Source organism: Dokdonella sp. (assembly GCF_036518555.1).
Lineage (GTDB): Bacteria > Pseudomonadota > Gammaproteobacteria > Xanthomonadales > Rhodanobacteraceae > Dokdonella_A.
The window spans coordinates 1-24,003 of record NZ_DATDMY010000116.1 but is presented as its reverse complement, the minus strand read 5'-3'; the positions used below and the strand labels follow the sequence as shown (position 1 = coordinate 24,003).

The following is a 24,003-nucleotide window of genomic DNA, read 5'->3' as shown; positions in this document are numbered from 1 at the left end:
GCGTCGCGCGAGCTGGCCCAGGCGCGCGGCGACGCGACGCAGTACGCGAGCGTACCGTTGCGGCTGCGGCTGGCCGAAGCGGAACTCGAACTCGGCGGCAAGGACCCCGCGACGACGTGGCGCGAGGCGCGCGCGCTGCTCGCACGGCTGCCCGCCTACGCGCGCGCGTTCGCGATCCACGCCCTCGCCGCCCGCTACATGACCGGCGCGCCCGCGGACGAAGCGCGACGCGAGGCGCGCTCGGCGTATGCGCGCGTGCTCGCGAACGCCCCGCCGGCGAGCCGCGAGGCGCTCGCCTCGCTCGCGCGTTCGCTCGCGCTCGAAACGGAGGTCGCGCGATGAGCGACCGCCCGCGGCGCGTGCCACCGCTGTTCGAGGCGCCGGCACCCGACATGCGCGAGGTGCTTGCACGCATGCGCGAGCAGCAGGAGCAACTGTTCGCGCAACTGCAATCGAGCGAGCAGCACTTCCGCCACCTCGCGCGCTCGGTCTGGCGCGTGCAGGAAGACGAACGGCGACGCCTCGCGCGCGACCTGCACGACGGCATCGGCCAGCACCTGACCGCATTGCGCCACCGCCTCGACGCACTCGCGGCCGAGCGCACCGACAGCGCGGCCCTGCGCGAGGCGATCGCATTGTGCGAGATCGCGGTCGAGGAGACCCGCGCGATGTCGCGCCTGCTGCGCCCGCAGGTCCTCGACGATCTCGGCCTCGACGCCGCGCTGCGCTGGCTCGCGCGACAGGCCGGCAGCGATGCGTGCGCGATCGAAGTGGACGTCGGGACGCTGCCGGAGATCGACGAGAGCCTCGCCACCCTCGTGTTCCGCGTCGCCCAGGAAGCGCTGACGAACGCGCACAAGCACGCGCGCGCGCGCAACGTCGTGCTGCGCCTCGCGGCTCGGGGAGACCGTTTGCAGCTGCTCGTCGTCGACGACGGCATCGGTTGCGACGTCGATGCGGCGCTCGACAAGTCGCGCAGCGGCGAGAGTACCGGCCTCGCCAGCATCGGCGAGCGCGTGCGCCTGTTCGGTGGCGACCTCGTGCTGTCCTCGCGCGCGGGAGAAGGATTCCAGTTGCGCGCGTCGCTGCCCATCGCCGGCGGGATGGCGGCATGAAGACGATCCGCGTACTGGTCGCCGACGACCACACGATCCTGCGCGACGGGCTGGTCGCGCTGATCGACGCGAGCGGCGATTGCCAGGTCGTCGCGCAGGCGTCGGACGGCATCGAGACGGTCGAACTCGCGTTGCGACTGCGTCCGGACGTGGTCGTGCTCGACATATCGATGCCCCGCCTCAACGGCATCGAAGTCGTGCGGCGCCTCACGCGCGAACTCGAATCGGCACGCATCCTCGTCCTGACCATGCACGCCGAGGAGGAGTACGTGCTGCACGTCGTGCGGGCTGGCGCCTCGGGATTCCTGCTCAAGGACAGCGCGTCCGGCGAGCTGCTCAAGGCCGTGCGTTCGCTCGCCGCGGGGCGCGGTTACTTCGGCACGCATGCGTCCGCCGTGCTCGCGCGCCAGGTGCACAGCCCCGGGCAGGCGCTCGCCGATCCCTATCGCGATCTCACGACGCGCGAGCGAGAGGTATTCCACCTGATCGCCGAGGGGCTGACGACGAAGGAGATCGCCCGCAAGCTCGGTACGTCGACCAAGACCGCGGAGAACCATCGCTTCCGCGTGCTCGACAAGCTCGAGGTGCGCAACACGGCCGAACTCATCCGCTACGCGGTGCGCCACCGCCTGCTCGACTGAAGCATCAGTTGCAGGCGTCGACCAGCGCCGAGGGCTCGAAGCCGTCGGAGAACACGGCGTCGCCGCCGCCGAAGCGGTAGGCCGCACCACGATGCTCGGCGCCGGCCGCGTAGCCGGGCGCCGCGATCATCCAACGCGCGCCGTCGATCGAAACACCCCAGCCGGCGAGCGTCTCCGGCAGCGGAACGGCGACATCCGCGTCCGTCGTCGCGAACCAGTTCGATCCGTTCGTCGTGCGATACAGGGTCGCGCGACCGCAGCCACCCCACGCGTACGGCGCACCGACCAGCGCGGCCGTTCCCTCGATCGCGACCGACCAGCCGAACCGGTCGCCGGCGGCAGCCGGGGTCGGCACGAGGCGTGCGCGCTCGCTCCACGCGGAACCGCTGCGCTCGAACACGTAGGCGCTGCCGGCACGCGCCTGCGCCATCGGCGCGCCGATCGCGGCGCGATCGCCGCTCAACGAGACGGCGAGTCCGAACGAGTCGCCGTCGGCGAGCGACGAGGGCGCCAGGCGCGCCTGCTGAGTCCAGTTCGAGCCGCCGCCGACGAACGCATAAACGGCGCCGCGCGCGAAGCTGCCCGCGCCCGCGCCGGGGGCCAGCGGCGCGCCGACGAGGATGGTACCCGCGTCGATCGCGACCGAACGTCCGAACGCGTCGCCCGCGTGCGCATCGAGCGGCGTCAGCCGGGCGGCCTGCGCCCAGCCCGTACCGATGCGCACGAACGCGTAGGCGGCGCCCGCGCGCGCATCGGCACGATCGGCGCCGACGACGAGCGTATCGCCGTCGAGTGCGAGCGCGATGCCGAAGCGTTCGCCCGCGACGCCGGCGGGCGCGATGCGCGCCTGCTGCATCCAGACGCCACCGACATGCACGTAGACGTAGACCGCGCCCGGCGATGCGCCGGTCGCTGCGATGGCCAGCGTGTCGCCCGACATCGCGAGTGCGGCACCGAAACGATCGCCTTCGGCAAGGTCGCCCGGTGCGATGCGCTGCGGCGTCGCGCACGCCGCCCCCGAACAATCGAAGACGTAGGCGGCGCCGCGCGCGGCCGCTTCGCCGGGCGCGCCGGTGGCGACCTGCGCGGCGGCGCCGGCCACCCCGATGCCCGCTTCGTCGCCGGGCTGGGCCGCCGGGTTCACGAGCAGGTCGCGCTCGGCCGCGAGTGATGTGCCGAGCGCGCCCATGTCGATGGCGGCGACGAGCGCGCCCCGGAGGATCGCGGGCCGGATGCTGTTCATGGCACCGATTAGCGCCTCCCTTCCCGGCCACGTCAAGACGCGCCTGGGTGATTCGCCTCAGGGGCGTGCAGCCGCGCCTCGTGCCCGCGCGCGCGCCTGTCGGGTCAGAACATGTGCTTCTCGATGCCGAGTTCGGCGAGGATCTTGCTGGCGATCTCCTCGATCGAGGTGTGCGTGGTGTTCTGCACCGGGATCGCATCGCGGCGAAACAGCTTGTCGGCCTGCTCGAGTTCCCAGCGGCATTGCTTGATTTCGGCGTATCGGCTGCCCGGGCGGCGCGCCTGCCGCACCTGGGCGAGGCGCTGCGGTTCGATCGTGAGGCCGTACAGCCGCGAACGGTGCGGAAGCAGTCGCCGCGGCAGCTCGAGCCGCTCCAGATCCTCTTCCGTGAGCGGATAGTTCGCCGCGCGCACGCCGTAGTGCAGCGCCATGTACAGGCAGGTCGGCGTCTTGCCGACGCGCGAAACGCCGACGAGGATGACGTCGGCGTCGGCATAGTTGACGTCGATGCCGTCGTCGTGGCTCAGCGCGTAGTTGGTCGCGTTGATGCGCGCCTCGTATTCGGTGAAGTCGGTCAGTCCGTGCGCCTTGCCGACGCGCGAAGATCGCATCGTGCCCAGTTCCGCCTCGAGCGGGCCGAGGAACGGAGCGAACACGTCGAGCATGAGCGCGCCGCTCTCGGCGACGATGTCGCTGAGCTTCTGGTCCATGATCGTATTGACGACGATCGGCCGCGCGCCGCTCTGCGCGTACGCGGTGCGGATGCGCACGGTCGCCGCGCGCGCCTTGTCCTCGTCGTCGACGAACGGAATGCGGAAGGTGTCGAACTCGACCGAATCGAACTGGGTGAGCACGCTGTGGCCGATCGTCTCGGCCGTGATGCCGGTGCCGTCGGAGATGTAGAAGATCGTGCGGCGCATGGGGTTCCCGGGACGTCGTGGCCGGGCGAGTCTACGGGAAGCGGGCGTCGATTCCGCTGCCCCGCCGCGCCCGCGCGCCGCGCCGGCGTTGCGGCTTGCCCCGACCGCGCCAAAGCCCGAAAATTGCGCGCTGCCGCAATGCGGCCCTCTCTTCCCACGGAGTATCCCCTTGAGCGACCTGGTCCTTTGGCTCGATGAGCTGCGCATGTCCGATCTCGGCAAGGTCGGCGGCAAGAACGCCTCGCTCGGCGAAATGATCGGCAACCTCGCCCAGCTCGGCGTATCGGTGCCCGGCGGCTTCGCGACGACCGCGCAGGCCTACCAGGCCTACCTCGAGGAGAGCGGCCTCGCGCGCCGCATCCAGGACCGCCTCGCCGCGCTCGACGTCGAGGACGTCGACGCGCTCGTGGCGGCCGGTACCGAGATCCGCGGCTGGATCGTCGACACCGCGCTCCCGGCCGATCTCGACCAGGCGATCCGCGAGGCCTACGCGAGGCTCTGCAAGGACGCCGGCGCCAGCGACATCGCGGTCGCCGTGCGCTCGTCGGCGACCGCGGAAGACCTCCCCGACGCGTCGTTCGCGGGCCAGCAGGAGACGTTCCTCAACGTTTCGGGCATCGAGGACGTACTGCACAAGGTCAAGGAAGTCTTCGCCTCGCTCTACAACGACCGCGCGATCGCCTACCGCGTGCATCATGGCTTCAAGCACGAGGACGTGTTCCTCTCGGCCGGCGTGCAGCTCATGGTGCGCTCCGACGTCGGCGCCTCGGGCGTGCTGTTCACGCTCGACACCGAGTCGGGCTTCCGCGACGCGGTGTTCGTCACCGCGAGCTACGGCCTCGGCGAGATGGTCGTGCAGGGTGCGGTCAACCCGGACGAGTTCTACGTCTACAAACCGACCCTCGCGCAGGGCAAGCCGGCGATCCTGCGCCGGCAGATCGGCTCGAAGCAGCAGCGCATGGTCTACTCGGGCAAGCCCGGCGAGCGCGTGACGATCGAGGAAACGCCGGCGGCCGACCGCGCGCGCTTCTGCATCACGGACGACGACGTGCACGCGCTCGCGAAGCAGGCGCTCGTGATCGAGGAGCACTACGGCCGCCCGATGGACATCGAGTGGGGCAAGGACGGCCACACCGGCAAGATCTACATCCTGCAGGCGCGCCCGGAGACCGTGAAGTCGCGTGCGCGCGCAACGCAGATCGAGCGCTTCCAGCTGAAGACGCGCGGCAAGGTGCTCGCGGAAGGCCGCTCGATCGGCCAGAAGATCGGTGCCGGCAAGGCGCGCGTGATCCGCTCGATCAAGGACATGAACCGGGTCGAGCCCGGCGACGTGCTCGTCGCCGACATGACCGATCCCGACTGGGAACCGGTGATGAAGCGCGCCGCCGCGATCGTCACCAACCGCGGCGGTCGCACCTGCCACGCGGCGATCATCGCGCGCGAACTCGGCGTCCCTGCGGTGGTCGGCACCGGCAACGCACTCGACGCGATTACAGACGGCCAGGACGTGACGATCTCGTGCGCCGAGGGCGACACCGGCTTCATCTACGAGGGCCGCCTCGAATTCGACCGCGTAACGGCCGACCTCGGCGCGATGCCGCCGGCGCCGCTGAAGATCATGATGAACGTCGCCAACCCGGAGCGCGCGTTCGATTTCGCGATGCTGCCGAATGCGGGCGTCGGCCTCGCCCGCCTCGAGATGATCATCGCGAGCCACATCGCGGTGCACCCGAAGGCGCTGCTCGAATACGACAAGCAGGACGCCGACACCAGGCGGCAGATCGACGAACGCAGCGCCGGCTACGCGAGCCCGGTGGACTTCTACGTCGACCGCCTGGCCGAAGGCATCGCGACGATCACCGCCGCGTTCGCGCCGAACCCGGTCATCGTGCGCCTGTCCGACTTCAAGTCGAACGAGTACGCGAACCTCATCGGCGGCAAGCGCTACGAGCCGCACGAGGAGAACCCGATGATCGGCTTCCGCGGCGCGAGCCGCTACGTCGACCCGAGCTTCGCCGACGCGTTCGCGCTCGAGTGCCGCGCGATGAAGAAGGTGCGCGAGACGATGGGCCTCGCCAACGCGTGGGTCATGATCCCGTTCGTGCGCACGCTCGAGGAAGGCCGCAAGGTGATCGAAGTGTTGAGGAAGAACGGCCTCGAGCAGGGCAAGGACGGCCTCAAGATCATCATGATGTGCGAGGTGCCGTCGAACGCGCTGCTCGCCGAAGAGTTCCTCGAGATCTTCGACGGCTATTCGATCGGCTCGAACGACCTCACCCAGCTCACGCTCGGCCTCGATCGCGACTCCGGCATCGTCGCCAACCTGTTCGACGAGCGCGATCCGGCGGTCAAGAAGATGCTCGCGATGGCCATCAGCACCGCGCGCGCGAAGGGCAAGTACGTCGGCATCTGCGGCCAGGGCCCGAGCGATCATCCGGATCTCGCCGAGTGGCTGATGGACCAGGGCATCGAGTCGGTGTCGCTGAACCCGGACACCGTCGTCGACACCTGGCTCAAGCTCGCGAAGCACAAGGCGAAGTGACGTCGCCCGAGCGCCGACGTCGCTCGACTTGATCGCCGCGGTTCGCCGCGGCCGACCGCACGCCGCTCTCGGCGCAGCATCGTCTGCGCCGAAGGGTCGGCCTCGCACGCCAACGCATCGGGCATCGCAAGATCCGGCGACGAGGCCGTTTCGACGGCGCGAGCGTGCGCACCGCATGGCGGCATCGACGACGATCCCGCTCTCCATGCCATGCGCGCGCGAGCCGTCGCCGTGTCTACGCTGCCGCGCAGCATTACTTTCGCCACTCGCACTGCTAGGGTGCCGTCCGCGCCTGGGTTCAGAGAGGGGCCGCAGGCGCGGTCTTTGGGGAAAGATCTCGTGTATCCGGGCCGGGCGTGAGGGACGCCTGCTCCTGCGTGCGTATCCCGTGTGCGTGCCTGTGCGCACGCGATCTCCCCGATGGCCCGTGGTATCCGCGCCGCTCCGGCGGCACCAAACCATCCGTCATCTGCTGGGGAGTCAATCTGTGATCAAGACGACGCGCCGCCTGTCGGCGGCAGTTACGCTGTCACCGTTGTTTCTTGCGATGTTCGCTGCTTCCGCTTCCGCCGCCACCGTCGTGGACGTGCACGGGGCCGATACGAAGGTGTTGAATTCGACCTACGCCACGGCGGTCGCCGGCATGGGTGCCGCCGCACGCCCCGACGAACGCCATGCCGAGATGCTCGGTCTCGAGAGCGGCTCGGCACTCGAGCAGATCGCGGTCGTCGACGAGGCCGACGGCACGCGCCATTTCCGCTACCAGCAGACGTTTCGCGGCATCCCGGTCTGGGGCGAGCACGTCGTCGTCTCCGAGAACGGCAAGGGCGAAGTGCTCGGGCTGTTCGGCCGCCAGGTCAACGGCCTCGCAGCCGACCTCGGCAGTGCGACGGCCAGGCTGACGGCGGCGAACGCACTCGCGGTCGCGAAGGCGGGCGAACGCATCGGCCGCAACGTGCGGACCGAGCGCGAGGAATCGCGCGAGATGATCTACGTCGACGACAAGGGCTACGCCCAGCTCGTCTACGTGGTCTCGTTCTTCGCCGACAAGGTCGGCGGTGGCGAGCCGCGCCGTCCGTTCGTGATCGTCGACGCGCAGAGCGGCAATGTGCTCAAGCGCTGGGACGGCCTCACCACGTCGGCCATCGGCACCGGCCCGGGCGGCAACGCCAAGACGGGTCAGTACGAGTGGGGCTCGGGCGGCCGCTACGGCTACCTCGACGTCGCGCAGAGCGGTTCGACCTGCACGATGAACAACACCGACGTCAAGACGGTGAACCTCAACGGCGGCACGTCGAGCACGACCGCGTTCTCCTACACCTGCCCGCGCAACACGGTGAAGACGATCAACGGCGCCTACTCGCCGCTGAACGACGCACACTACTTCGGCGGCGTGATCCAGAACATGTACAACGCGTACATGGGCGTCAAGGCGCTCACGTTCCAGCTCGTCATGCGCACGCACTACAGCTCGAGCTACGAGAATGCGTTCTGGGATGGCTCGACCATGAGCTTCGGCGACGGCGCGAGCACGTTCTATCCGCTCGTGAGCGTGGACGTCGCCGGCCACGAGGTCTCGCACGGCTTCACCGAACAGCACTCCAACCTCACCTATTCCGGCCAGTCCGGCGGCATGAACGAGGCGTTCTCGGACATGGGCGGCGAGGCGACCGAGTACTACTGGAAGGGCAGCAACGACTTCCTCGTCGGTCCCGAGATCTTCAAGGCGTCGGGTGCGCTGCGCTACATGTGCAATCCGACCCAGGACGGCGCCTCGATCGACAACGCCGCGAACTACACCAGTTCGCTCGACGTGCACTACTCCTCGGGCGTCTACAACAAGGCGTTCTGCACGCTCGCCAAGACGTCCGGCTGGGATACGGTCAAGGCATTCAAGTCGTTCGCGCGCGCGAACAGCCTGTACTGGACGCCGTCGAGCACGTTCAACAGCGGTGCGTGCGGCGTGGAAACCGCCGCGACCGACCTCGGCTTCGTCAAGGCCGACGTCACGGCCGCGTTCGCCGCGGTCGGCGTGAGCTGCAACGGCGGCGGCGGTGGCGGCGGCGGTACGCCGACTCCGCTCACCAACGGCGTCGCGGTGACCGGCATCTCCGGTTCGACCGGCAGCGACAAGCTGTACACGCTCGACGTGCCGTCGGGCGCGACCGGCCTCAAGTTCGTCACCTCGGGCGGCTCGGGTGACGCGGATCTTTACGTGAAGTTCGGTTCCGCGCCGACGACCTCGAGCTACGACTGCCGCTCGTGGGTCTCCGGCAACAACGAGACCTGCAACATCACGACCGCGCAGACCGGCAAGTACTACGTGCTCGTCCACGCCTACAGCACGTTCTCCGGCATGAGCCTCACCGGCAGCTACAGCACCGGTGGCGGCGGCGGCGGCGGTACGGTGCTCACGAGTGGCGTGCCGGTCGCGCTCGCATCGCAGGCCACGGGCACGACCTCGCCGAACTACACGCTCGTCGTTCCGTCGGGCCAGACGAAGGTCGTGTTCACGATCTCCGGCGGCACGGGCGATGCCGACATGTACGTCCGTCGCGGCAGCGCGCCGAACACGTCGAGCTACGACTGCCGTCCGTACCTTTCCGGCAACAGCGAGACCTGCACGTTCAACGCGCCGACGGCCGGCACGTACTACGTCAACGTGCGTGCCTACGCGGCGTACTCGGGCGTCTCGTTGAAGGGCACGATCACGCCATAACGACGCGTCGTACGACGGTCCGCCGCACGTCGGCGTACCTGCGACACTCCGACCCCGGCCTCGTGCCGGGGTCTTTTTTTCCGACGATGCCGGAGGCGATGCGACCACGCCCCGCCGGCACGACGGCGGTTCGGCGGCGGGATTCGACCGGGCCCGCGTCGCGCCGAGGCCGATCGATTGGGCGACCAACCAGGGGGGAATCGCTATGCTGTCCGCGTCGCTTCCGTTCGAGGGCAGGATGGAAACCACGGACATCGGTGCGCGGCTGCACGATTACGCCGGCGCCGAACTCGCGCATGCGATCGCCTGCCTCGCCTGGCGCGGTCCCCGCGTGCATGCCGGGGTGCACCAGGCGCGCAAGTCCATGCGCCGCGTGCGGGCCACGCTCGCGCTCGCTTCGGCGCGACTCGGCCCGGGCGCACGCCTGGTCGAACGCGCGCTGCGCGAAGTCATTCGCGGCCTGTCGAAGCTGCGCGATGCGCATGCGCTCGCGGGCACGCTCGAACCCCTGCTCGCGAGGCACGCACAGGACGCCGAGGCGACGGCGCTGTTGCACCGGGCGCAGCGTGCGGCGGCCCGTGCCCGGGTCGCGTGCACGCGCAAGGTGCTGGCCATCGACCCCGGCCTGGAGAATCGGCGAGCGATGCTCCGGACCCTGCTGGCCGCACTGCAGGGACTGCCGTGGGACCGGATCGACGCGTCCGACACGGACGCCGCCCTGCTGCACGGTCGCGCGCGCGCCGACGCGGCCCGCGCGGCGGTGGCAGGCAGCAACGATGCCGACGACTGGCACCGCTGGCGCAGGCGCGTGCGACGCCTCTCGCAGCAGCGACGCGCGCTCGGGGATGCGAGCGCGGGGATGGACACGCACGACAAGCGCCTGGCGGAACTGCTCGGCCAAGCCCAGGACTGCACCCTGCTCGGCGCCCATTGCGGTCGGAGATCGCCGTTCGCGCCTGCCGATCGCGGCCGGTTGCGCCACTGGGCGAACCAGGACCTGGCGCGACTGCGCACCCGCATCGCGGAGCACATGGCCAGAATGGCGGCCCCGCCGGACGAAGCCTGAAGGCGCTTGCGCTACCGTACAAATGTACGTACATTCGCGCCATGGACGATCTGCGCCTGACCGCCAACCAGCGCCGCGTACTCGACTGCATCCGGCAGCATTTCGAGCGCCACGGCTGCGCACCGAGCCTGCGCGAAATCGCGGAGAATCTGGGGCTTGCAAGCCATAGTTCAGCGCAGGATTATGTAGAGGCGCTGGTCCGCAAGGGCGCCATCGAACGATCGCCGCATCACCGCGGCCTGCGCCTCCCGTCTCGCTTGCGGGCGCCGGCGGCAACCTGGCTTCCCCTCGTCGGCCGGGTTGCCGCCGGCAGCCCCATCCTCGCCGCGGAAAATATCGAAGCGGAACACGGCGTCGATCCGGGCCTGTTCCGTCCGCGCGCCGATTACCTGCTTCGCGTCGTCGGCCTCAGCATGCGCGATGCCGGCATCCTCGATGGCGACCTCATCGCCGTGCACCGCACGCCGACGGCCGCGCACGGCCGCATCGTCGTCGCGCGACTCGACGACGAGGTCACCGTCAAGCAGCTCGAACAGCGCGGCGACCGCATCCGCCTGTTGCCTGCGAATGTGGATTTCGCGCCGATCGACGTCGACCCCGAGCGGCATGTGTTCGCGATCGAGGGCGTGTACGTCGGCCTGATCCGCCCCGCTCCCTCCGACCGCCCCCGCCACGGATGACCCGGCATGTTCACGACGACTATTTCCGAAACCGTAGCGAACACCGGCGACTGTCCGCTCTTCGCGCCGCCTGTCGTTCCGGTGCCACCGCGCGCCGCTGCCGCGCCCACGCGCCGCGACGAAACGGCGCTCGCCGACGTGCTGCGCCACCCGGGCATCTGGCGCCGTGGAGCGGCCAGGGCCCCGCGCAGCGACACGCTCCCGACCGGCCTCGCCGAACTCGACGCATTGCTCCCGGGGGGTGGCTGGCCACGCGGGGCGCTCAGCGAGATCCTCGTCGCCGAGGACGGCCTCGGCGAATGCAGCCTGTTGCTGCCCGCGCTCGCGACCCTGACCCAGGCACGCCGGCGCGTCGTGCTGGTGGCGCCGCCGTACATTCCTTATGCACCGGCCCTCGCCGCGGCCGGCGTCGACCTCGCGCAGCTCGTGCATATCGACGCGACCGCATCCGATACGCACTGGACCGCCGAGCAATGCCTGCGCGCGGGGTGTTGCGGCGCGGTGTTGAACTGGCTGCCGCGCTGCGATTATCGCCAGTTGCGTCGACTGCAACTCGCCGCGGAGACCGGCGGCACCTTCGGTTTCGTGTTCCGCCCGCTGTCCGCCGCGCATGAAGCGAGTCCCGCGGCATTGCGGCTGCGGCTCGAGCGCGGCGAAACGGAGCCGCGCCTCGAGATCCTCAAATGCCGCGGCCGCTTCGGCGAACAGTCGCACGCGCTCGGGCTGCGCGCCTGATGCATCGAGGCATGCGTGTTCTGGGTCTGCCTGCATTACCCCCGGCTGGCGCTGGAGGCGCTCCATTCCGATGTGCCGGTCGATCGGCCGCAGGCGGTCGTCGACGGCCCGCAGCAGCGACGCCATGTCGTGCTCGCGAATGCGGCTGCCGGCAAGACCGGCGTTCGTGCGCAGCAGCCACTCGCGAGCGCACAGCTGCTCTGTCCGGGCCTCGTCGCCACGCCACGGGATGAAGCGGCCGAGCGACAGGCCCTCGCATCGCTCGCCGACCATGCCTATCGCTACAGCGCCGACGTCAGCATCGCCGGACCCGATGCGCTGTTCCTCGAGGTCGGCGCGAGCCTGAAGCTGTTCGGCGGCTGGCCCGCGCTCGAACGTCGGATGCGTGTGGACATCGAGCGGCTCGGCCATGCCTGCACGCTTGCTGCCGCGCCGACCGCGACCGCCGCTCGCGTGTTCGCGGCCTGCCGGCCTGCGATCGCGCTGCCCGCGCCCACGCAGTTGCCGCTCGCGCTCGATGCGGCTCCGCTCGTCGCGAGCGGCCTCGATCCGAGGATCGTCGCGGCCGTGCACGGCATGGGCATGCGCACGCTCGGCGACCTGTTCCGCCTGCCGCGCGCGGAACTCGGGCGGCGCATTGGCCAGCCCGCCCTCGTCCATCTCGACCGCATGCGCGGCCTCGTCGCGGAGACCCTGCCGCGCTGGCAGCCACCGCAACGCTACGCGCGCCGCATCGAGTTCGGCTACGGCATCGAATCGCACACGGCGCTCGCGTTTCCGCTGCAGCGCCTCGTGCGCGAGTTCGCGCAGTTCCTCGTCGCGCGCGACGGCGGCGTGCAACGCTTCGCCATCGAGCTCGGCCACGAGCGTGACGCGCATACGCGCATCGACATCGGTCTGCTCGCGCCGCAACGGGACGCTGCCTCGTTGTTAGAACTCGCGCGTGCGCGACTCGAGCGCGTCGAACTCGTCGCTCCCGTGCACGCGCTCGCCCTGCGGGCCGACGACCTGCCGCCGCTGTGCCCGCTGCATCGTGACCTGTTCGAGACGGATCGCCGTGAACAGCTCGACTGGCCCGCGCTGGTCGAGCGCCTGCGCGCGCGCCTCGGCGATGCGGCGCTGCAGGGTCTCGCCTGCGTGGCCGACCATCGTCCCGATCGCGCCTGGCGCTTCGTGCCCCTCTCCATGCAGCACCCTGCTTCCGCCGCGACGTCGATGCAACGCCCGTTCTGGCTGTTGCGCCGGCCGCTGCCCCTGCGCGGACGGCCGACGCGCGTGCTGGCCGGTCCCGAGCGCATCGAAAGCGGCTGGTGGGACGAGGGCGATCAACGCCGCGACTACTATGTCATCGAGACGTGCAGCGGCCAGCGCGCCTGGGCGTTCGTCGAGACGGGGCGAGCGCCAGACCGCGATGCGCCATGGACCCTGCAAGGCTGGTTCGCGTGAACGCACCACCGCGCCCGCCGAAGCGCCGTCGCCTGCGCGCACCGCTCGAGCCGGGACTGCCCGGCGTCGATCCGATCGCCGACGATCCACGCAGCGGATTGCACAAACTGCGCCGCCGCCCCGCCGCGGACGCCGACGCAGCGCCGCATCCGCGCGCGGACGCGGCGAAGCCACGCTATGCCGAACTGCATTGCCTGTCGAACTTTTCGTTCCAGCGCGGCGCATCGAGCGCGATCGAGTTGTTCGAGCGTGCGAAGAAGCTCGGCTATGCCGCGCTCGCGATCACCGACGAATGCTCGCTCGCCGGCATCGTGCGCGCGCTGCAGGCCGCGGAAGAAACGGGCGTCAAGCTCATCGTCGGCAGCGAGGTGCGGCTCGCGGACGGCCCGCGCCTCGTGCTGCTCGTCGCGAACGACGACGGCTACAGCGACCTGTGCCGCTTGATCACGGCCGGGCGTCGGCGCAGCGCGAAGGGCGAGTACCGGCTCATGCGCGCCGACGCCGAACGGCTCGGCAACGGCGTGCTCGTGCTGTGGGTTCCTCGCGGCGACGCGACGCAGGACGAGGAACACGCCGCATGGGTCGCGCGTCATTTCCGCGGCCGCGCCTGGCTCGCGATCGAACGGCACCACGACGGCGAAGACGTGCGTTTCGAGCGGCTGTACGCGCTCGCCGCCCGCCATGCGCTCACGCCCGTCGCTGCCGGCGAGGTGCACATGCACGTACGTCGGCGACGCGCCCTGCAGGACGTGATGACCGCGATCCGCCTCGGCTGCACCGTCGCCGAGGCCGGGCACGCGCTGTTTCCGAATGGCGAGCGACACCTGCGTCGCGTCGACGATCTCGCCGCGCTGTATCCGCCGGAGCTGCTCGCCGAAACGCTGCGCATCGCCGGGCGTTGCGACTTCGACCTGCGCAAGCTCGATTATCGCTACCCGCACGAACTCGTGCCGGCGGGGCTCGACGCGATCACCCATCTGCGCGCGCGCACCCGGGACGGTGCGGCAAAGCGATGGCCGGGCGGAGTGCCCGCGTCCGTACGCGTGCAGGTCGAGAAGGAACTCGCGCTCATCGAAAAGCTCGGCTACGAGCATTTCTTCCTGACCGTCGAGGAAATCGTCGCGTGGGCGCGCGCGCAGGATCCACCGATCCTGTGCCAGGGCCGCGGTTCCTCCGCCAACTCGGCGGTGTGCTACTGCCTCGGGATCACTGCCGTCGATCCCGGCAACGGCAACCTGCTGTTCGAACGCTTCCTGTCCGAGGAGCGCAACGAGCCGCCCGACATCGACGTCGACTTCGAACACGAACGCCGCGAGGAAGTGATCCAGCACATCTTCGGCAAGTACGGGCGCGAACGCGCCGCGCTCGCTGCGACCGTGATCAGCTATCGCAGCAAGAGCGCGATCCGCGACGTCGGCCGCGCGCTCGGCGTGCCCGACGACCAGCTCGACGTCCTCAGCGGCATGTTCTCGCGCATCCGCAGCGGACAGCCGTTCGAAAGCGTGTTGCGCGAGCGCGGCTTCGATCCGTCCAGCCGCACGCTGCAGAAGCTGTTCGCGCTCGCGGGCGAATTGCGCGGCTTTCCGCGCCACCTGTCGCAGCACGTCGGCGGCTTCGTCATTTCCGAACGACCGCTGCACCACCTCGTGCCGGTCGAGAACGCGGCGATGCCGGAACGCACGATCATCCAGTGGGACAAGGACGACCTCGAGGAGATGCGCCTGCTCAAGGTCGACGTGCTCGCGCTCGGCATGCTCACCTGCATCCGCAAATGCCTCGACCTGCTGCACGCGCACGGCTTGTGGACGCATCCGTACCACGGCGAGCGGCCCTCTCTGCACGACATCCCGCAGGGCAAGGACCGCGGCGACGGCCGCATCGATGCGGTGTACGACATGATCTGCGAAGCCGACACGGTCGGCGTGTTCCAGATCGAGTCGCGCGCGCAGATGTCGATGCTGCCGCGCCTGCGGCCGCGCGCGTTCTACGACCTCGTCGTCGAAGTCGCGATCGTCCGTCCCGGCCCGATCCAGGGCGACATGGTCCATCCCTACCTGCGGCGGCGGAAGGGCCAGGAAGCCGTCAGCTATCCGCAATCGCGCAGCGAACGCGAGGCCGGCCGCGGCGATTCCGCGGTCAGGGCCGTGCTCGAACGCACCCTCGGCGTGCCGATCTTCCAGGAACAGGTCATGAAGCTCATCCAGGTCGTCGCCGGCTTCACGCCCGGCGAGGCAGACCAGCTTCGGCGTGCGATGGCGGCCTGGAAGCGCCGCGGCGGGCTCGGCCATTTTCGCGATCGCATCCACGACGGCATGATCGCTCGCGGTTACGAAGAATCGTATTTCGAACGGATCTTCCAGCAGATCCAGGGGTTCGGCGAATACGGTTTCCCGGAATCGCACGCGGCGAGCTTCGCCTTGCTCGCCTGGGCCTCGTCATGGCTCAAGCACCATCATCCGGCCGCATTCACCTGTGCCTTGCTGAACTCGCAGCCGATGGGTTTCTACCAGCCTTCGCAACTGGTCCAGGATGCACGCGCGCACGGCGTGCGCGTGTTGTCGGTCGACGTGACCGCGAGCGAGTGGGATTGCTCGCTCGAACCGCTGCCGAAGTCGGCCGTGGCGCCGGCGGCGGATGCGGTCGGATTGCGCCTCGGCCTGCGCCAGGTCCGCGGCATGACGCAGGAACTCGCCGAGCGCCTCGTCGCCGCACGTCGCTGCCAGCCGTTCGTCGACGTCGACGACATAACCCGGCGCGCGCACCTCGCCCCGGCCGAGCGCGCGCGGCTCGCCGATGCGGGCGCGCTGCACGCGCTCAGCGGGCATCGCTACCGCGCGCGCTGGGACAGCGCCGGTGCCGAAGTGCCGTTGCCGGTGCTCGCGACGGCGAAAGTGCGCGAACGAGCGGTCGAACTTCGCGAGCCGTCGATGCGCGAGGACGTAATGACCGACTACGCGACACTCGGGCTGTCGCTGGCCGCGCACCCGCTCGCACTCGTGCGCAGCGAGTTGTCGCGCCGTCGCGTTTCGCCGGCCCATGTCACGAAGGACGCAGCCAATCGTGGCCGCAGCCTGCGCTGCGCCGGCCTCGTCACCGTGCGCCAGCATCCGGGCACGGCGAAAGGCGTCACCTTCGTCACACTCGAGGACGAAACCGGAATCGTCAACGTCGTCGTCTGGCGTGCCCTCGCCGAACGCCAGCACCGCGTACTGCTCGAAGCGACCGTGATGGCCGTCGACGGCGTGCTCGAGGCGAGCGAAGGCGTGCATCACCTGATCGCGAAGCGGCTGTACGACTACAGCCCGCTGTTGTCGGAACTCGGCTTCGCCTCGCGCGATTTCCATTGACGCCCGCGCGTCACGGCGAATTGCACGCCTCGCGACAGCGCGCCGAGGCGTCGGCACGGGCGACGAATTCTCCCGGCGACCACCGCCCGTGCGCGTTCGGCCCGCTGCAGCGTCGCCTCCAACCGGAGCCGGCGTCGACATGCACGCGCAGCACAGAAACGCCGAGCGTCACGGCGCTTCGAGGGTGCCGGCGATCCGCCCCATGAACGGCCGGTAGTAGCACAGCTCGGCGATCGAATCGCGCACGTCGCTGAGCGCGGTATGCGCGGAATCCTTCGTGAACCCACGGCTGACTTCCGGCGCCCAGCGCCGCGCGAGTTCCTTGATCGTCGACACGTCGAGGTTGCGGTAATGGAAAAAGCGCTCGACGCGTGGCATGAGCCGATGAAGGAAGCGCCGGTCCTGGCAGATCGAGTTGCCGCACATCGGCGACTTGCCCGGCGGCACCCACTGCACGAGGAACTCCATCGTCAGCGCCTCCGCGGTCGCGAGGTCGATGCGCGAATCGAGCACGCGCTGCCACAGGCCCGACTTGCGGTGCTGGTTGCGGTTCCAGTCGTCCATCGCCTGCAGCCGCTCGAGCGGATGCTGGATCGCGAATTCCGGACCTTCCGCGAGGACATTGAGGTCCTTGTCGGTGACGATGGTCGCGATCTCCAGGATCGAGTCGTGGTCCGGGTCGAGCCCGGTCATTTCCAGGTCGATCCAGATCAGGTTGTTCTCGTCCGGCGTTCGCATGCACGGTTTCCTGGGGGCCCGTGCTGCAGTCTAGCAAGCCCTCGCCGGGAGGAAACCCTGCGCTATGCTCGGTCGATGACGCAGACCTTCCTCTGGCACGACTACGAAACCACCGGTGCCGACCCGCGCCGCGACCGCCCCGCCCAGTTCGCCGCGATCCGCACCACGCTCGACCTCGAACCCGTCGGCGAGCCGGTCTCGTTCTATTGCCGCCCCGCGTCCGACGTGCTCCCGCACCCGGAAGCCTGCCTCATCACGGGCATCACGCCACAGCGCATGCAGCGCGACGGCGTCGTCGAAGCGGAGTTCGCCGCACGCGTCAACGAGCAGATGTCGGAACCCGGGACGTGCAACGTCGGCTACAACTCGCTGCGCTTCGACGACGAGTTCACGCGCAACCTGCTCTACCGCAACTTCCACGATCCCTACGAGCGCGAATGGAAGGACGGCAATTCGCGCTGGGACCTCATCGACCTCGCACGCATGAGCTACGCGCTGCGCCCGGACGGCATCGAGTGGCCTCGGCGCGAGGACGGCTCGCCGAGCTTCCGCCTCGAGCACCTCGCTGGCGCCAACCGCATCGCGCAGGCGCGCGCGCACGACGCGGTATCGGACGTCGAGGCGCTCATCGGGCTCGCGCGCCTATTGCGCGTGCGCCAACCGCGCCTGTGGGAGTTCTATTTCGCGCTGCGACGCAAGCAGCGCGCGTTCGAGCTGCTCGACGTCGCACGCATGACCCCGCTGCTGCACGTGTCGTCGCGCTACCCGGCCAGCCGCGGCTGCATCGCGATCATCGCGCCGCTCGCCGAGCACCCGACCCAGCCGAACGCGGTGATCGCGTACGACCTCGATGCCGACCCCGGAGCGCTGCTGCAGCTCGACGCCGACGAGATCGCCGATCGCGTCTTCACGCCGCGCGCGGATCTTCCCGAAGGCATCGAGCGCATCCCGCTCAAGGCGATCCATGCCAACCGCTCGCCCGCGCTCGCGCCGCTCGGCGTGCTCAAGGGCGTCGATCTCGCGCGCGTCGCACTCGATCCCGAGCGCGCGCAGGCACACCTGGCGCGCCTGCGCACGGCCGAGGGCCTCGCCGCGAAGCTGCAGCGCGTGTTCGCGGCCGCGCGCGCCCCGGCGGCGGCGAGCGACCCGGAACTCGCGCTCTACGACGGTTTTCCGTCCGATGCGGACAAGCGCCTGTTCCGCGCGGTACGCGAGACGCCGCCCGAGCAGCTCGGAGCGCGCGCGTTCCCGTTCCGCGACCCGCGCTATCCGGAGCTGCTGTTCCGCTATCGCGCGCGCAACTGGCCCGAGACCCTCGATGCGGTCGAGCACGAACGCTGGGAAGGCTTCCGGCGCCGACGCCTCGACACCGCGACGCCGATCACCGCGCTCACGCGCGAGCAGTATTTCGCGACGATCGCGCGCCTGCGGGCGGCACCCGATCTCCCCGCGGCGCACGTGCCACTGCTCGACGCGCTCGAAGCCTGGGGGCGCGAACTCTGACCTGCGCCGCCGGCCGTCATGTCCCTACAATGGCGCATTCCATTCCGCGATGCCCGCCTTGGCTACGACCTACTTTTCCGCCGCGACCTTCAAGTTCCTGCGCGATCTCGCGCGCAACAACAACCGCGCCTGGTTCGCTGCGAACAAATCGCGCTACGAGGACGCACTGCGCGGCCCTTTCCTCCGCTTCATCGCCGACATCGAGGCGCCGCTCGCGAAGATCAGCCCGCACTACGTCGCGGATCCGCGGCCGCAAGGCGGCTCGCTGTTCCGCATCCATCGCGACACGCGCTTCGCCAACGACAAGACGCCGTACAAGACCTGGGCCGGCGCCCGCTTCGCGCACGAACGCCGTCGCGAGATCGAGGCGCCGTCGTTCTACCTGCACATCCAGCCCGGCGACTGTTTTGCGGGTGGCGGCATCTGGCACCCGGAGCCGGCGACGCTGAAGAGGATCCGCGCGTTCCTCGAAGCCAACCCGGCCGCATGGAAGAAGGCGACGCACGCGAAGGCGTTCCGCGAGCGGTTCGAGTTTTACGGCGACAGCCTCTCGCGGCCGCCTCGCGGCGTCGATCCCGCGCATGAACTGCTCGACGACCTCAAGCGCAGGAACCACGCGGCCGGACAATCGTTCGACGACGCGCTCGCATGCTCCGACGAGCTGCTGCCGCACGTGGTCGACGTCTACCGTCGCATCGCGCCGATGATCGATTACCTGTGCGCCGCGGTCGAGCTCGAATTCTGATGCTTCCCGACGACCGCCACCCCGGCACGGACCGCGGCGCATGACGCCCGAACCGGTGCCGACGCGCCGCCTCGCAAGTTTCTATTTCGCCTACTACGCGGCGCTCGGCGCGTTCTCGCCGTACTGGAGCCTGTTCCTCAAGGCGCGCGGCCAGGACGTTGCCGCGATCAGCGTGCTCATGAGCCTCTGGTACGGCACGCGCATCATCGCGCCGAGCAGCTGGAGCTGGCTCGCAGCGCGTTCGTCGGCACCGGCGCACTGGCTGCGCATCGGCTGCGCGATCGCGCTCGCGAGTTTCGTGCCGTTCCTGTTTCCGCTCGACTTCCGGGGCCTGCTCGTCGCGATGATCGCGTTCTGCTTTTCCTGGAACGCGGTCATGCCGCAATTCGAGGCGCTCACGCTGTCGCACCTGGGTGCGCGCAGCGAGCGCTACGGCGCCATCCGCGTATGGGGGTCGATCGGTTTCATCGTCGTCGTCGCCGGTTTCGGCGTCGTGTTCGACCATGTCTCCGTCCGCTGGTTGCCCTGGCTCATGCTGCCGCTGTTCGTCGGCCTGCTCGCGAGCAGTTTCGCCAACGACTACGGCCCGACCGCAGCCGTCGTCGCCGGCGGCGAGCACGGTTTCCGCGAGCGACTGAAGCGACCGGACGTGCTGGCGTTCTTCGCGGTCACCCTGCTCGCACAGATGTCGTTCGGCCCGTACTACACGTTCTTCTCGATCTACCTCGAACAGCACGGCTACCGGCCGTCGTCGCTCGGCGCGTACTGGGCGATCGGCGTTGCGGTCGAGATCGCGCTGTTCTTCGCCTCCGCGCGCATCTTCGGTCGTTGGGACGCGCGCACGGTCCTGCTCGTCGCGCTCGTGTCCGCGGCGCTGCGCTGGTGCGTCACCGCACTGCTGCCGGAGAACGTGCCGCTCATGGTGCTCGCGCAAGCGACCCATGCGCTGAATTTCGCCGCGTTGTTCGCCGCCTGCATGCAGCTGCTCGCGGCGTACTTCCCGGGGCGCATGAACGGTCATGCCCAGGGCGTGTTCTACGGCTTCTCGTCGGGTGGCGGCGGCGTGCTCGGCGCGTGGCTCGCCGGTGCCCTCTGGCCCGTCGATGGCGGACGCACGGCCTTCCTCGTCTCCGGTGGTATCGCCGCGCTGGCAGCACTGATCTGCGCGCTCGCCTTGCGCGCGCGACCCGCCCCCTGAACGACGCTTGCTCCGCGCCAGCCATGCTGCACCCGCAAATTGACGCCTCGTTTCCACAGGGATACCGTCGTCAATACGTGACCGTACGGAATGGGGAGATTCCGTCGGCGCGTGCTTTCCGACTCATGCTCCGGCCGCTTCGCTGACGGCTGCAGGGACGCGTTCCGGCACGAACGCCGTGGGCCCGCATCGGCCGCGCCATCGCGCGGCCCGGGAGGGAGAGATGTTGCGTATCGCCTTTGCGCTGCTGCTCGCTGCAGCCGCCACGACCGCGCACGCGGCCACCGCCACGACCGGGGTCGCGTTCGTCCATGGCACGGGCCACCAGACCGACGCCTACAACGACTACTGGCAACCGACGATGGTCAACTCGGTGCGCCAGGGCCTCGTCAACCAGGCCAACTACGTCGTCATCAACTGCGACTTCGACCAGTACATGTGGGACAGCCGAGCGGCCGGCTGCCTCGCCACCCAGCTCACGAACTTCATCAACAGCCGCGGCATCACGGACCTCGTCGTCATCACGCACTCGAACGGCGGCAACGTCATGCGCTGGATCCTGTCCAACCCGACCTACGACAGTCGCTATCCCGCGATCATCGGCAGGATCCGCTGGGTCAATGCGCTCGCCCCGTCGAGCGCCGGCACGCCGCTCGCGAATGCGGTCATCGCCGGTAACGTGTTCGAGAACGCGGTCGGCTGGCTGCTCGGCTACCAGAGCGATGCCGTGCGCCAACAGCAGACGAGCTGGATGGCCTACTACAACCAGAACTACCTGTACGGCACGAGCGGCCGGCCGGCGCTGCCGAAGGGGTTCTGGGACGTGATCGGCAGCGATGTCGAGACCGCGGTGTGGGACGGGGACAGCTACTGCGGCGGCTACTCGCTCAACGTCGGCCTCGAGATCACGCAGGCATGGCTGAACAGCTGCTCGGACGGCTTCATCGAGTGCAGCAGCGCCGCCGCCGCGGGACGCGTGTGGTTCTACGACACCGCGCGCATGGCCGGCGGCGAACCGCTGAGCCACAACCAGAGCCGGCGCGCGTGCTTCGGCCTCGACACCATCCTGCGCAACGACCTCTGAGGAGACGACCATGCCCAAGGCACAGCACCGTTCATTCCTCCTCGTCGTCGCGCTGACGGTCCTTGCGGCCGGCATCGCCGCTCCCGCAGCTGCGGACGAAGCGATGCAGCTGATCGCGCAGCAACCGGGCGACCTCGTCGCACCTCGCCTGTTGACGTCGGCGCGGTCCGATACCGCCAACCTCGACCGCGCGCCGGTCGCGCTGTCGTGGGCGCTCGAGCCGACCCAGGCCCTCGATGCGCGCCCGCGTGCGCATGTCGCCGAGAGCCGCGAGTACTGGATCGACGCGACGGCGGGCGATCTGCAGCGCGGCGTCCGCCTCCCGCTGAGCGCACCCGGCGCCGTCGTGCGCGTCAGCCCCCACGGCGCCGACGCCGGTGCCGCGGTTGCGACCTCGGATGTCCAGTTGCGCATCGACGGACGTCGTCTCGACAACGCCGCCGCGATCCGCGACGCCGCCGATGCCGATGCCTTGCGCGCCGCCGGCATGGACGTACCGCAGGGGAGTACCGTGCTGCGGCTCGCCGACACTGTCACGGGCGACCTCGAACTCGCGGTGCCGACCGCGCGCGGAAGTTACCTCGTGCACGTGTTCGAGCCACGGAGCATGCTCGTACTCGCGCTGGTGGCCGAACGGGATGGCATCGCCGGTGGCGAATCGCTGCGCGTGCGGGCGACGCTGCAGGGCGCCGCCGCCCTTGCACGGCTCGGCGGCCTCGTCAGCGCGCCCGATGGCTCGAGCCAGGCCGTCGACTTCGTGCGCCAGCGCGACGGCAGCTACGTCGCCGACGTGAAGCCCGAGGTCGCGCACGCGGGCGGGCAAGGCCTCTGGGAAGTGCATGCGTTCGGTGTCGCCGCCGGTATCCTCGCTACGCCACGCGACGCGAAGACCGCGTTCGCCGTCAGCCTGCCGGTCGCGCGATTCGACGGCAGCGTCGTGCGCGCCGACCGTGGCGGTGTCGTGCTCGGCGTCGGCATCGAGGCCCGCGTCGCGAGCCGCTACGGCGTCTCCGCCGTGCTGTACGGCACGGGTGCGGACGGCGCGCTGCATCCGGCGGCGATGGCGCAGTCGGCGGCGTGGATGGAAGCCGGTCGTGGCCGGCTCGAGCTGCGTTACGACAGCAGCGCGGGTGCACTGCGTGCACCCTGGGAAGTGCGCGACCTGCGCCTGGTGAACCAGGCCGACATGAGCCTGCAGGAGCGGCGCGAGCGCGCCGTCGCCTGGCGTTGAGCACGCGCGGCCGCCGCGTGCGCGGCGGCCGCGCCTTCAGGCGTCGGCGAAGTCGAACGCGAGGACGTCGCGGATTTCATCGCTACCGGCGAGGCACATGAGCAACCGTTCGATGCCGAGCGCGACGCCCGCGCACGGGGGCATCGCAGGCAATGCGCCGAGCAGGGGTTCGTCGAGCGGCATCTCGCGCTGCCCGCGTTCACGCCGGCGCGCGTTGTCGCGCTCGAAGCGAGCACGCTGCTCGAACGCGTCGGTGAGTTCGTGATAGCCGTTCGCGAGCTCGTACGGACCGAGATACAGCTCGAAGCGCTCGGCGACCGGCGGCGCATCGGCGCGGATGCGCGCAAGCGCGGCCTGGCTCGGCGGGAAGTCGTACACGACCGTGATGCGGCCGCGCGGAAACGCCGGCTGCAGGCGATGGGTGAGCAGCAAATCGAGCCAGTCGTCGCGCGTCATGCCCGCGCCGTCGATGCGCACGTCCGCGAGCGGCGCGCGCAGCGCGTCGAGCGTCGCCGTGAACGGATCGACGCCGACGCCGTGCAGGAACAGGTCGCGGTAGGAGCAGCGCACGACGCCGGCGGAACGAGCCGTGAGCGCGAGCGCCGCCTGCACGAGCTCGACGGTCTCGTCGACGAGGCGTCGATGGTCCCAGCCGACGCGATACCACTCGAGCATCGTGAATTCGGGATTGTGGCGCCGCCCCGCCTCGCCGTTGCGGAACACGCGGCCGAGCTCGTAGCAGTCGCCGACGCCGCCGGCGAGCAGGCGTTTGAGCGCGAACTCCGGGGACGTGCGCAGCCAGCGCTCGGGCGCGCCCGCGCCGGCACTGCCGGAAAAGCGCGTGCAGAAACTCTCGATGTTCGGCTCGGTGTTGCCGCTGCTGCCGAGGATCGGCGTCTCGACCTCCAGTACGCCGCGCGCGTCGAAGAACGCGCGGATGCACGCGTACAACGCGGCACGCAGCCTCAGCGCGGCGATCCTGCGCGCATCGTCGCGGTGGGTGGTGGCGTTCATGGTCGATGGCGTCCGGGCGGCACGACCACGCAGTGT

18 protein-coding genes and 1 pseudogene are annotated in these 24,003 nt (G+C 69.8%); 15 read left to right on the top strand and 4 right to left on the bottom strand.

What is annotated here, in order from left to right; all coding sequences use genetic code 11:
- From VI238_RS07120 to VI238_RS07110, 3 genes and pseudogenes are all read left to right on the top strand, one after another.
- Positions 1 to 342, top strand: a pseudogene (locus tag VI238_RS07120) (hypothetical protein); the annotation flags it as partial.
- Positions 339 to 1,115, top strand: a complete 777-nt coding sequence (locus VI238_RS07115; protein WP_331649911.1) for a sensor histidine kinase — start codon at positions 339 to 341, stop codon at positions 1,113 to 1,115. The pseudogene VI238_RS07120 and the gene VI238_RS07115, both read left to right, overlap by 4 nt.
- Entirely contained in the window at positions 1,112 to 1,756 is a 645-nt protein-coding gene (locus VI238_RS07110) for a response regulator transcription factor (protein ID WP_331649909.1), read from the top strand. Before VI238_RS07115 ends, VI238_RS07110 begins: the two co-directional genes overlap by 4 nt.
- Positions 1,757 to 1,760: 4 nt before the next feature.
- On the opposite strand, the gene VI238_RS07105 is transcribed toward VI238_RS07110, so the two are convergent.
- The gene (locus VI238_RS07105) at positions 1,761 to 2,999 is read right to left on the bottom strand and encodes a hypothetical protein (protein WP_331649907.1); all 1,239 of its coding nucleotides are present in this window, start codon (positions 2,997 to 2,999) and stop codon (positions 1,761 to 1,763) included.
- Between the two features lie 104 nt (positions 3,000 to 3,103).
- Positions 3,104 to 3,919: a posphoenolpyruvate synthetase regulatory kinase/phosphorylase PpsR gene (gene ppsR / locus VI238_RS07100; RefSeq protein ID WP_331649905.1), complete on the bottom strand. Its 816-nt coding sequence runs from the start codon at positions 3,917 to 3,919 to the stop codon at positions 3,104 to 3,106.
- Positions 3,920 to 4,088: 169 nt separating this feature from the next.
- On the opposite strand from ppsR, the gene ppsA reads away from it, so the two are divergent.
- From ppsA to VI238_RS07065, 7 genes are all read left to right on the top strand, one after another.
- Positions 4,089 to 6,461, top strand: coding sequence for a phosphoenolpyruvate synthase (gene ppsA, locus VI238_RS07095; RefSeq protein WP_331649903.1), 2,373 nt, complete (start codon positions 4,089 to 4,091; stop codon positions 6,459 to 6,461).
- Positions 6,462 to 7,068: 607 nt separating this feature from the next.
- Positions 7,069 to 9,180: a M4 family metallopeptidase gene (locus VI238_RS07090; RefSeq protein WP_331649901.1), complete on the top strand. Its 2,112-nt coding sequence runs from the start codon at positions 7,069 to 7,071 to the stop codon at positions 9,178 to 9,180.
- Between the two features lie 238 nt (positions 9,181 to 9,418).
- Positions 9,419 to 10,246, top strand: coding sequence for a CHAD domain-containing protein (locus VI238_RS07085; protein WP_331649899.1), 828 nt, complete (start codon positions 9,419 to 9,421; stop codon positions 10,244 to 10,246).
- Positions 10,247 to 10,287: 41 nt separating this feature from the next.
- Positions 10,288 to 10,926, top strand: a complete 639-nt coding sequence (gene lexA, locus VI238_RS07080) for a transcriptional repressor LexA (protein WP_331649897.1) — start codon at positions 10,288 to 10,290, stop codon at positions 10,924 to 10,926.
- A 6-nt stretch (positions 10,927 to 10,932) separates the two neighbouring features.
- Positions 10,933 to 11,661: a translesion DNA synthesis-associated protein ImuA gene (gene imuA / locus VI238_RS07075; RefSeq protein ID WP_331649895.1), complete on the top strand. Its 729-nt coding sequence runs from the start codon at positions 10,933 to 10,935 to the stop codon at positions 11,659 to 11,661.
- A 15-nt stretch (positions 11,662 to 11,676) separates the two neighbouring features.
- A complete protein-coding gene (locus tag VI238_RS07070; protein ID WP_331649893.1) occupies positions 11,677 to 13,107 on the top strand; it encodes a DNA polymerase Y family protein in 1,431 nt (476 codons plus the stop codon).
- Entirely contained in the window at positions 13,104 to 16,454 is a 3,351-nt protein-coding gene (locus tag VI238_RS07065) for an error-prone DNA polymerase (RefSeq protein WP_331649891.1), read from the top strand. Before VI238_RS07070 ends, VI238_RS07065 begins: the two co-directional genes overlap by 4 nt.
- Positions 16,455 to 16,622: 168 nt before the next feature.
- On the opposite strand, the gene orn is transcribed toward VI238_RS07065, so the two are convergent.
- Entirely contained in the window at positions 16,623 to 17,192 is a 570-nt protein-coding gene (gene orn / locus VI238_RS07060; protein ID WP_331649889.1) for an oligoribonuclease, read from the bottom strand.
- Positions 17,193 to 17,267: 75 nt separating this feature from the next.
- On the opposite strand from orn, the gene sbcB reads away from it, so the two are divergent.
- From sbcB to VI238_RS07035, 5 genes are all read left to right on the top strand, one after another.
- Positions 17,268 to 18,695 carry an exodeoxyribonuclease I gene (gene sbcB, locus VI238_RS07055; RefSeq protein ID WP_331649887.1) on the top strand — a complete coding sequence of 476 codons (1,428 nt, stop codon included), beginning with the start codon at positions 17,268 to 17,270 and terminating at the stop codon, positions 18,693 to 18,695.
- Positions 18,696 to 18,753: 58 nt separating this feature from the next.
- A complete protein-coding gene (locus tag VI238_RS07050) occupies positions 18,754 to 19,440 on the top strand; it encodes a DUF2461 domain-containing protein (RefSeq protein WP_414650034.1) in 687 nt (228 codons plus the stop codon).
- A 40-nt stretch (positions 19,441 to 19,480) separates the two neighbouring features.
- Positions 19,481 to 20,638 carry an MFS transporter gene (locus VI238_RS07045; protein ID WP_331649883.1) on the top strand — a complete coding sequence of 386 codons (1,158 nt, stop codon included), beginning with the start codon at positions 19,481 to 19,483 and terminating at the stop codon, positions 20,636 to 20,638.
- Positions 20,639 to 20,861: 223 nt separating this feature from the next.
- Positions 20,862 to 21,722, top strand: coding sequence for a hypothetical protein (locus VI238_RS07040; RefSeq protein ID WP_331649881.1), 861 nt, complete (start codon positions 20,862 to 20,864; stop codon positions 21,720 to 21,722).
- 10 nt (positions 21,723 to 21,732) lie between these two features.
- Entirely contained in the window at positions 21,733 to 22,953 is a 1,221-nt protein-coding gene (locus VI238_RS07035; protein WP_331649878.1) for a DUF4785 domain-containing protein, read from the top strand.
- Positions 22,954 to 22,989: 36 nt separating this feature from the next.
- Here VI238_RS07035 and epmA read toward each other — a convergent pair whose 3' ends face one another.
- Positions 22,990 to 23,967, bottom strand: a complete 978-nt coding sequence (gene epmA / locus VI238_RS07030) for an EF-P lysine aminoacylase EpmA (protein WP_331649876.1) — start codon at positions 23,965 to 23,967, stop codon at positions 22,990 to 22,992.
- Between the last annotated feature and the right edge of the window lie 36 nt (positions 23,968 to 24,003).

Coding starts and splice junctions, on each gene's coding strand:
- VI238_RS07115 (WP_331649911.1), top strand. CDS start 339: ATGAGCGACCGCCCGCGGCGCGTGCCACCGCTGTTCGAGGCGCCGGCA.
- VI238_RS07110 (WP_331649909.1), top strand. CDS start 1,112: ATGAAGACGATCCGCGTACTGGTCGCCGACGACCACACGATCCTGCGC.
- VI238_RS07105 (WP_331649907.1), bottom strand. CDS start 2,999: ATGAACAGCATCCGGCCCGCGATCCTCCGGGGCGCGCTCGTCGCCGCC.
- ppsR (WP_331649905.1), bottom strand. CDS start 3,919: ATGCGCCGCACGATCTTCTACATCTCCGACGGCACCGGCATCACGGCC.
- VI238_RS07085 (WP_331649899.1), top strand. CDS start 9,419: ATGGAAACCACGGACATCGGTGCGCGGCTGCACGATTACGCCGGCGCC.
- lexA (WP_331649897.1), top strand. CDS start 10,288: ATGGACGATCTGCGCCTGACCGCCAACCAGCGCCGCGTACTCGACTGC.
- imuA (WP_331649895.1), top strand. CDS start 10,933: ATGTTCACGACGACTATTTCCGAAACCGTAGCGAACACCGGCGACTGT.
- orn (WP_331649889.1), bottom strand. CDS start 17,192: ATGCGAACGCCGGACGAGAACAACCTGATCTGGATCGACCTGGAAATG.
- sbcB (WP_331649887.1), top strand. CDS start 17,268: ATGACGCAGACCTTCCTCTGGCACGACTACGAAACCACCGGTGCCGAC.
- VI238_RS07045 (WP_331649883.1), top strand. CDS start 19,481: ATGACGCCCGAACCGGTGCCGACGCGCCGCCTCGCAAGTTTCTATTTC.
- VI238_RS07040 (WP_331649881.1), top strand. CDS start 20,862: ATGTTGCGTATCGCCTTTGCGCTGCTGCTCGCTGCAGCCGCCACGACC.
- VI238_RS07035 (WP_331649878.1), top strand. CDS start 21,733: ATGCCCAAGGCACAGCACCGTTCATTCCTCCTCGTCGTCGCGCTGACG.
- epmA (WP_331649876.1), bottom strand. CDS start 23,967: ATGAACGCCACCACCCACCGCGACGATGCGCGCAGGATCGCCGCGCTG.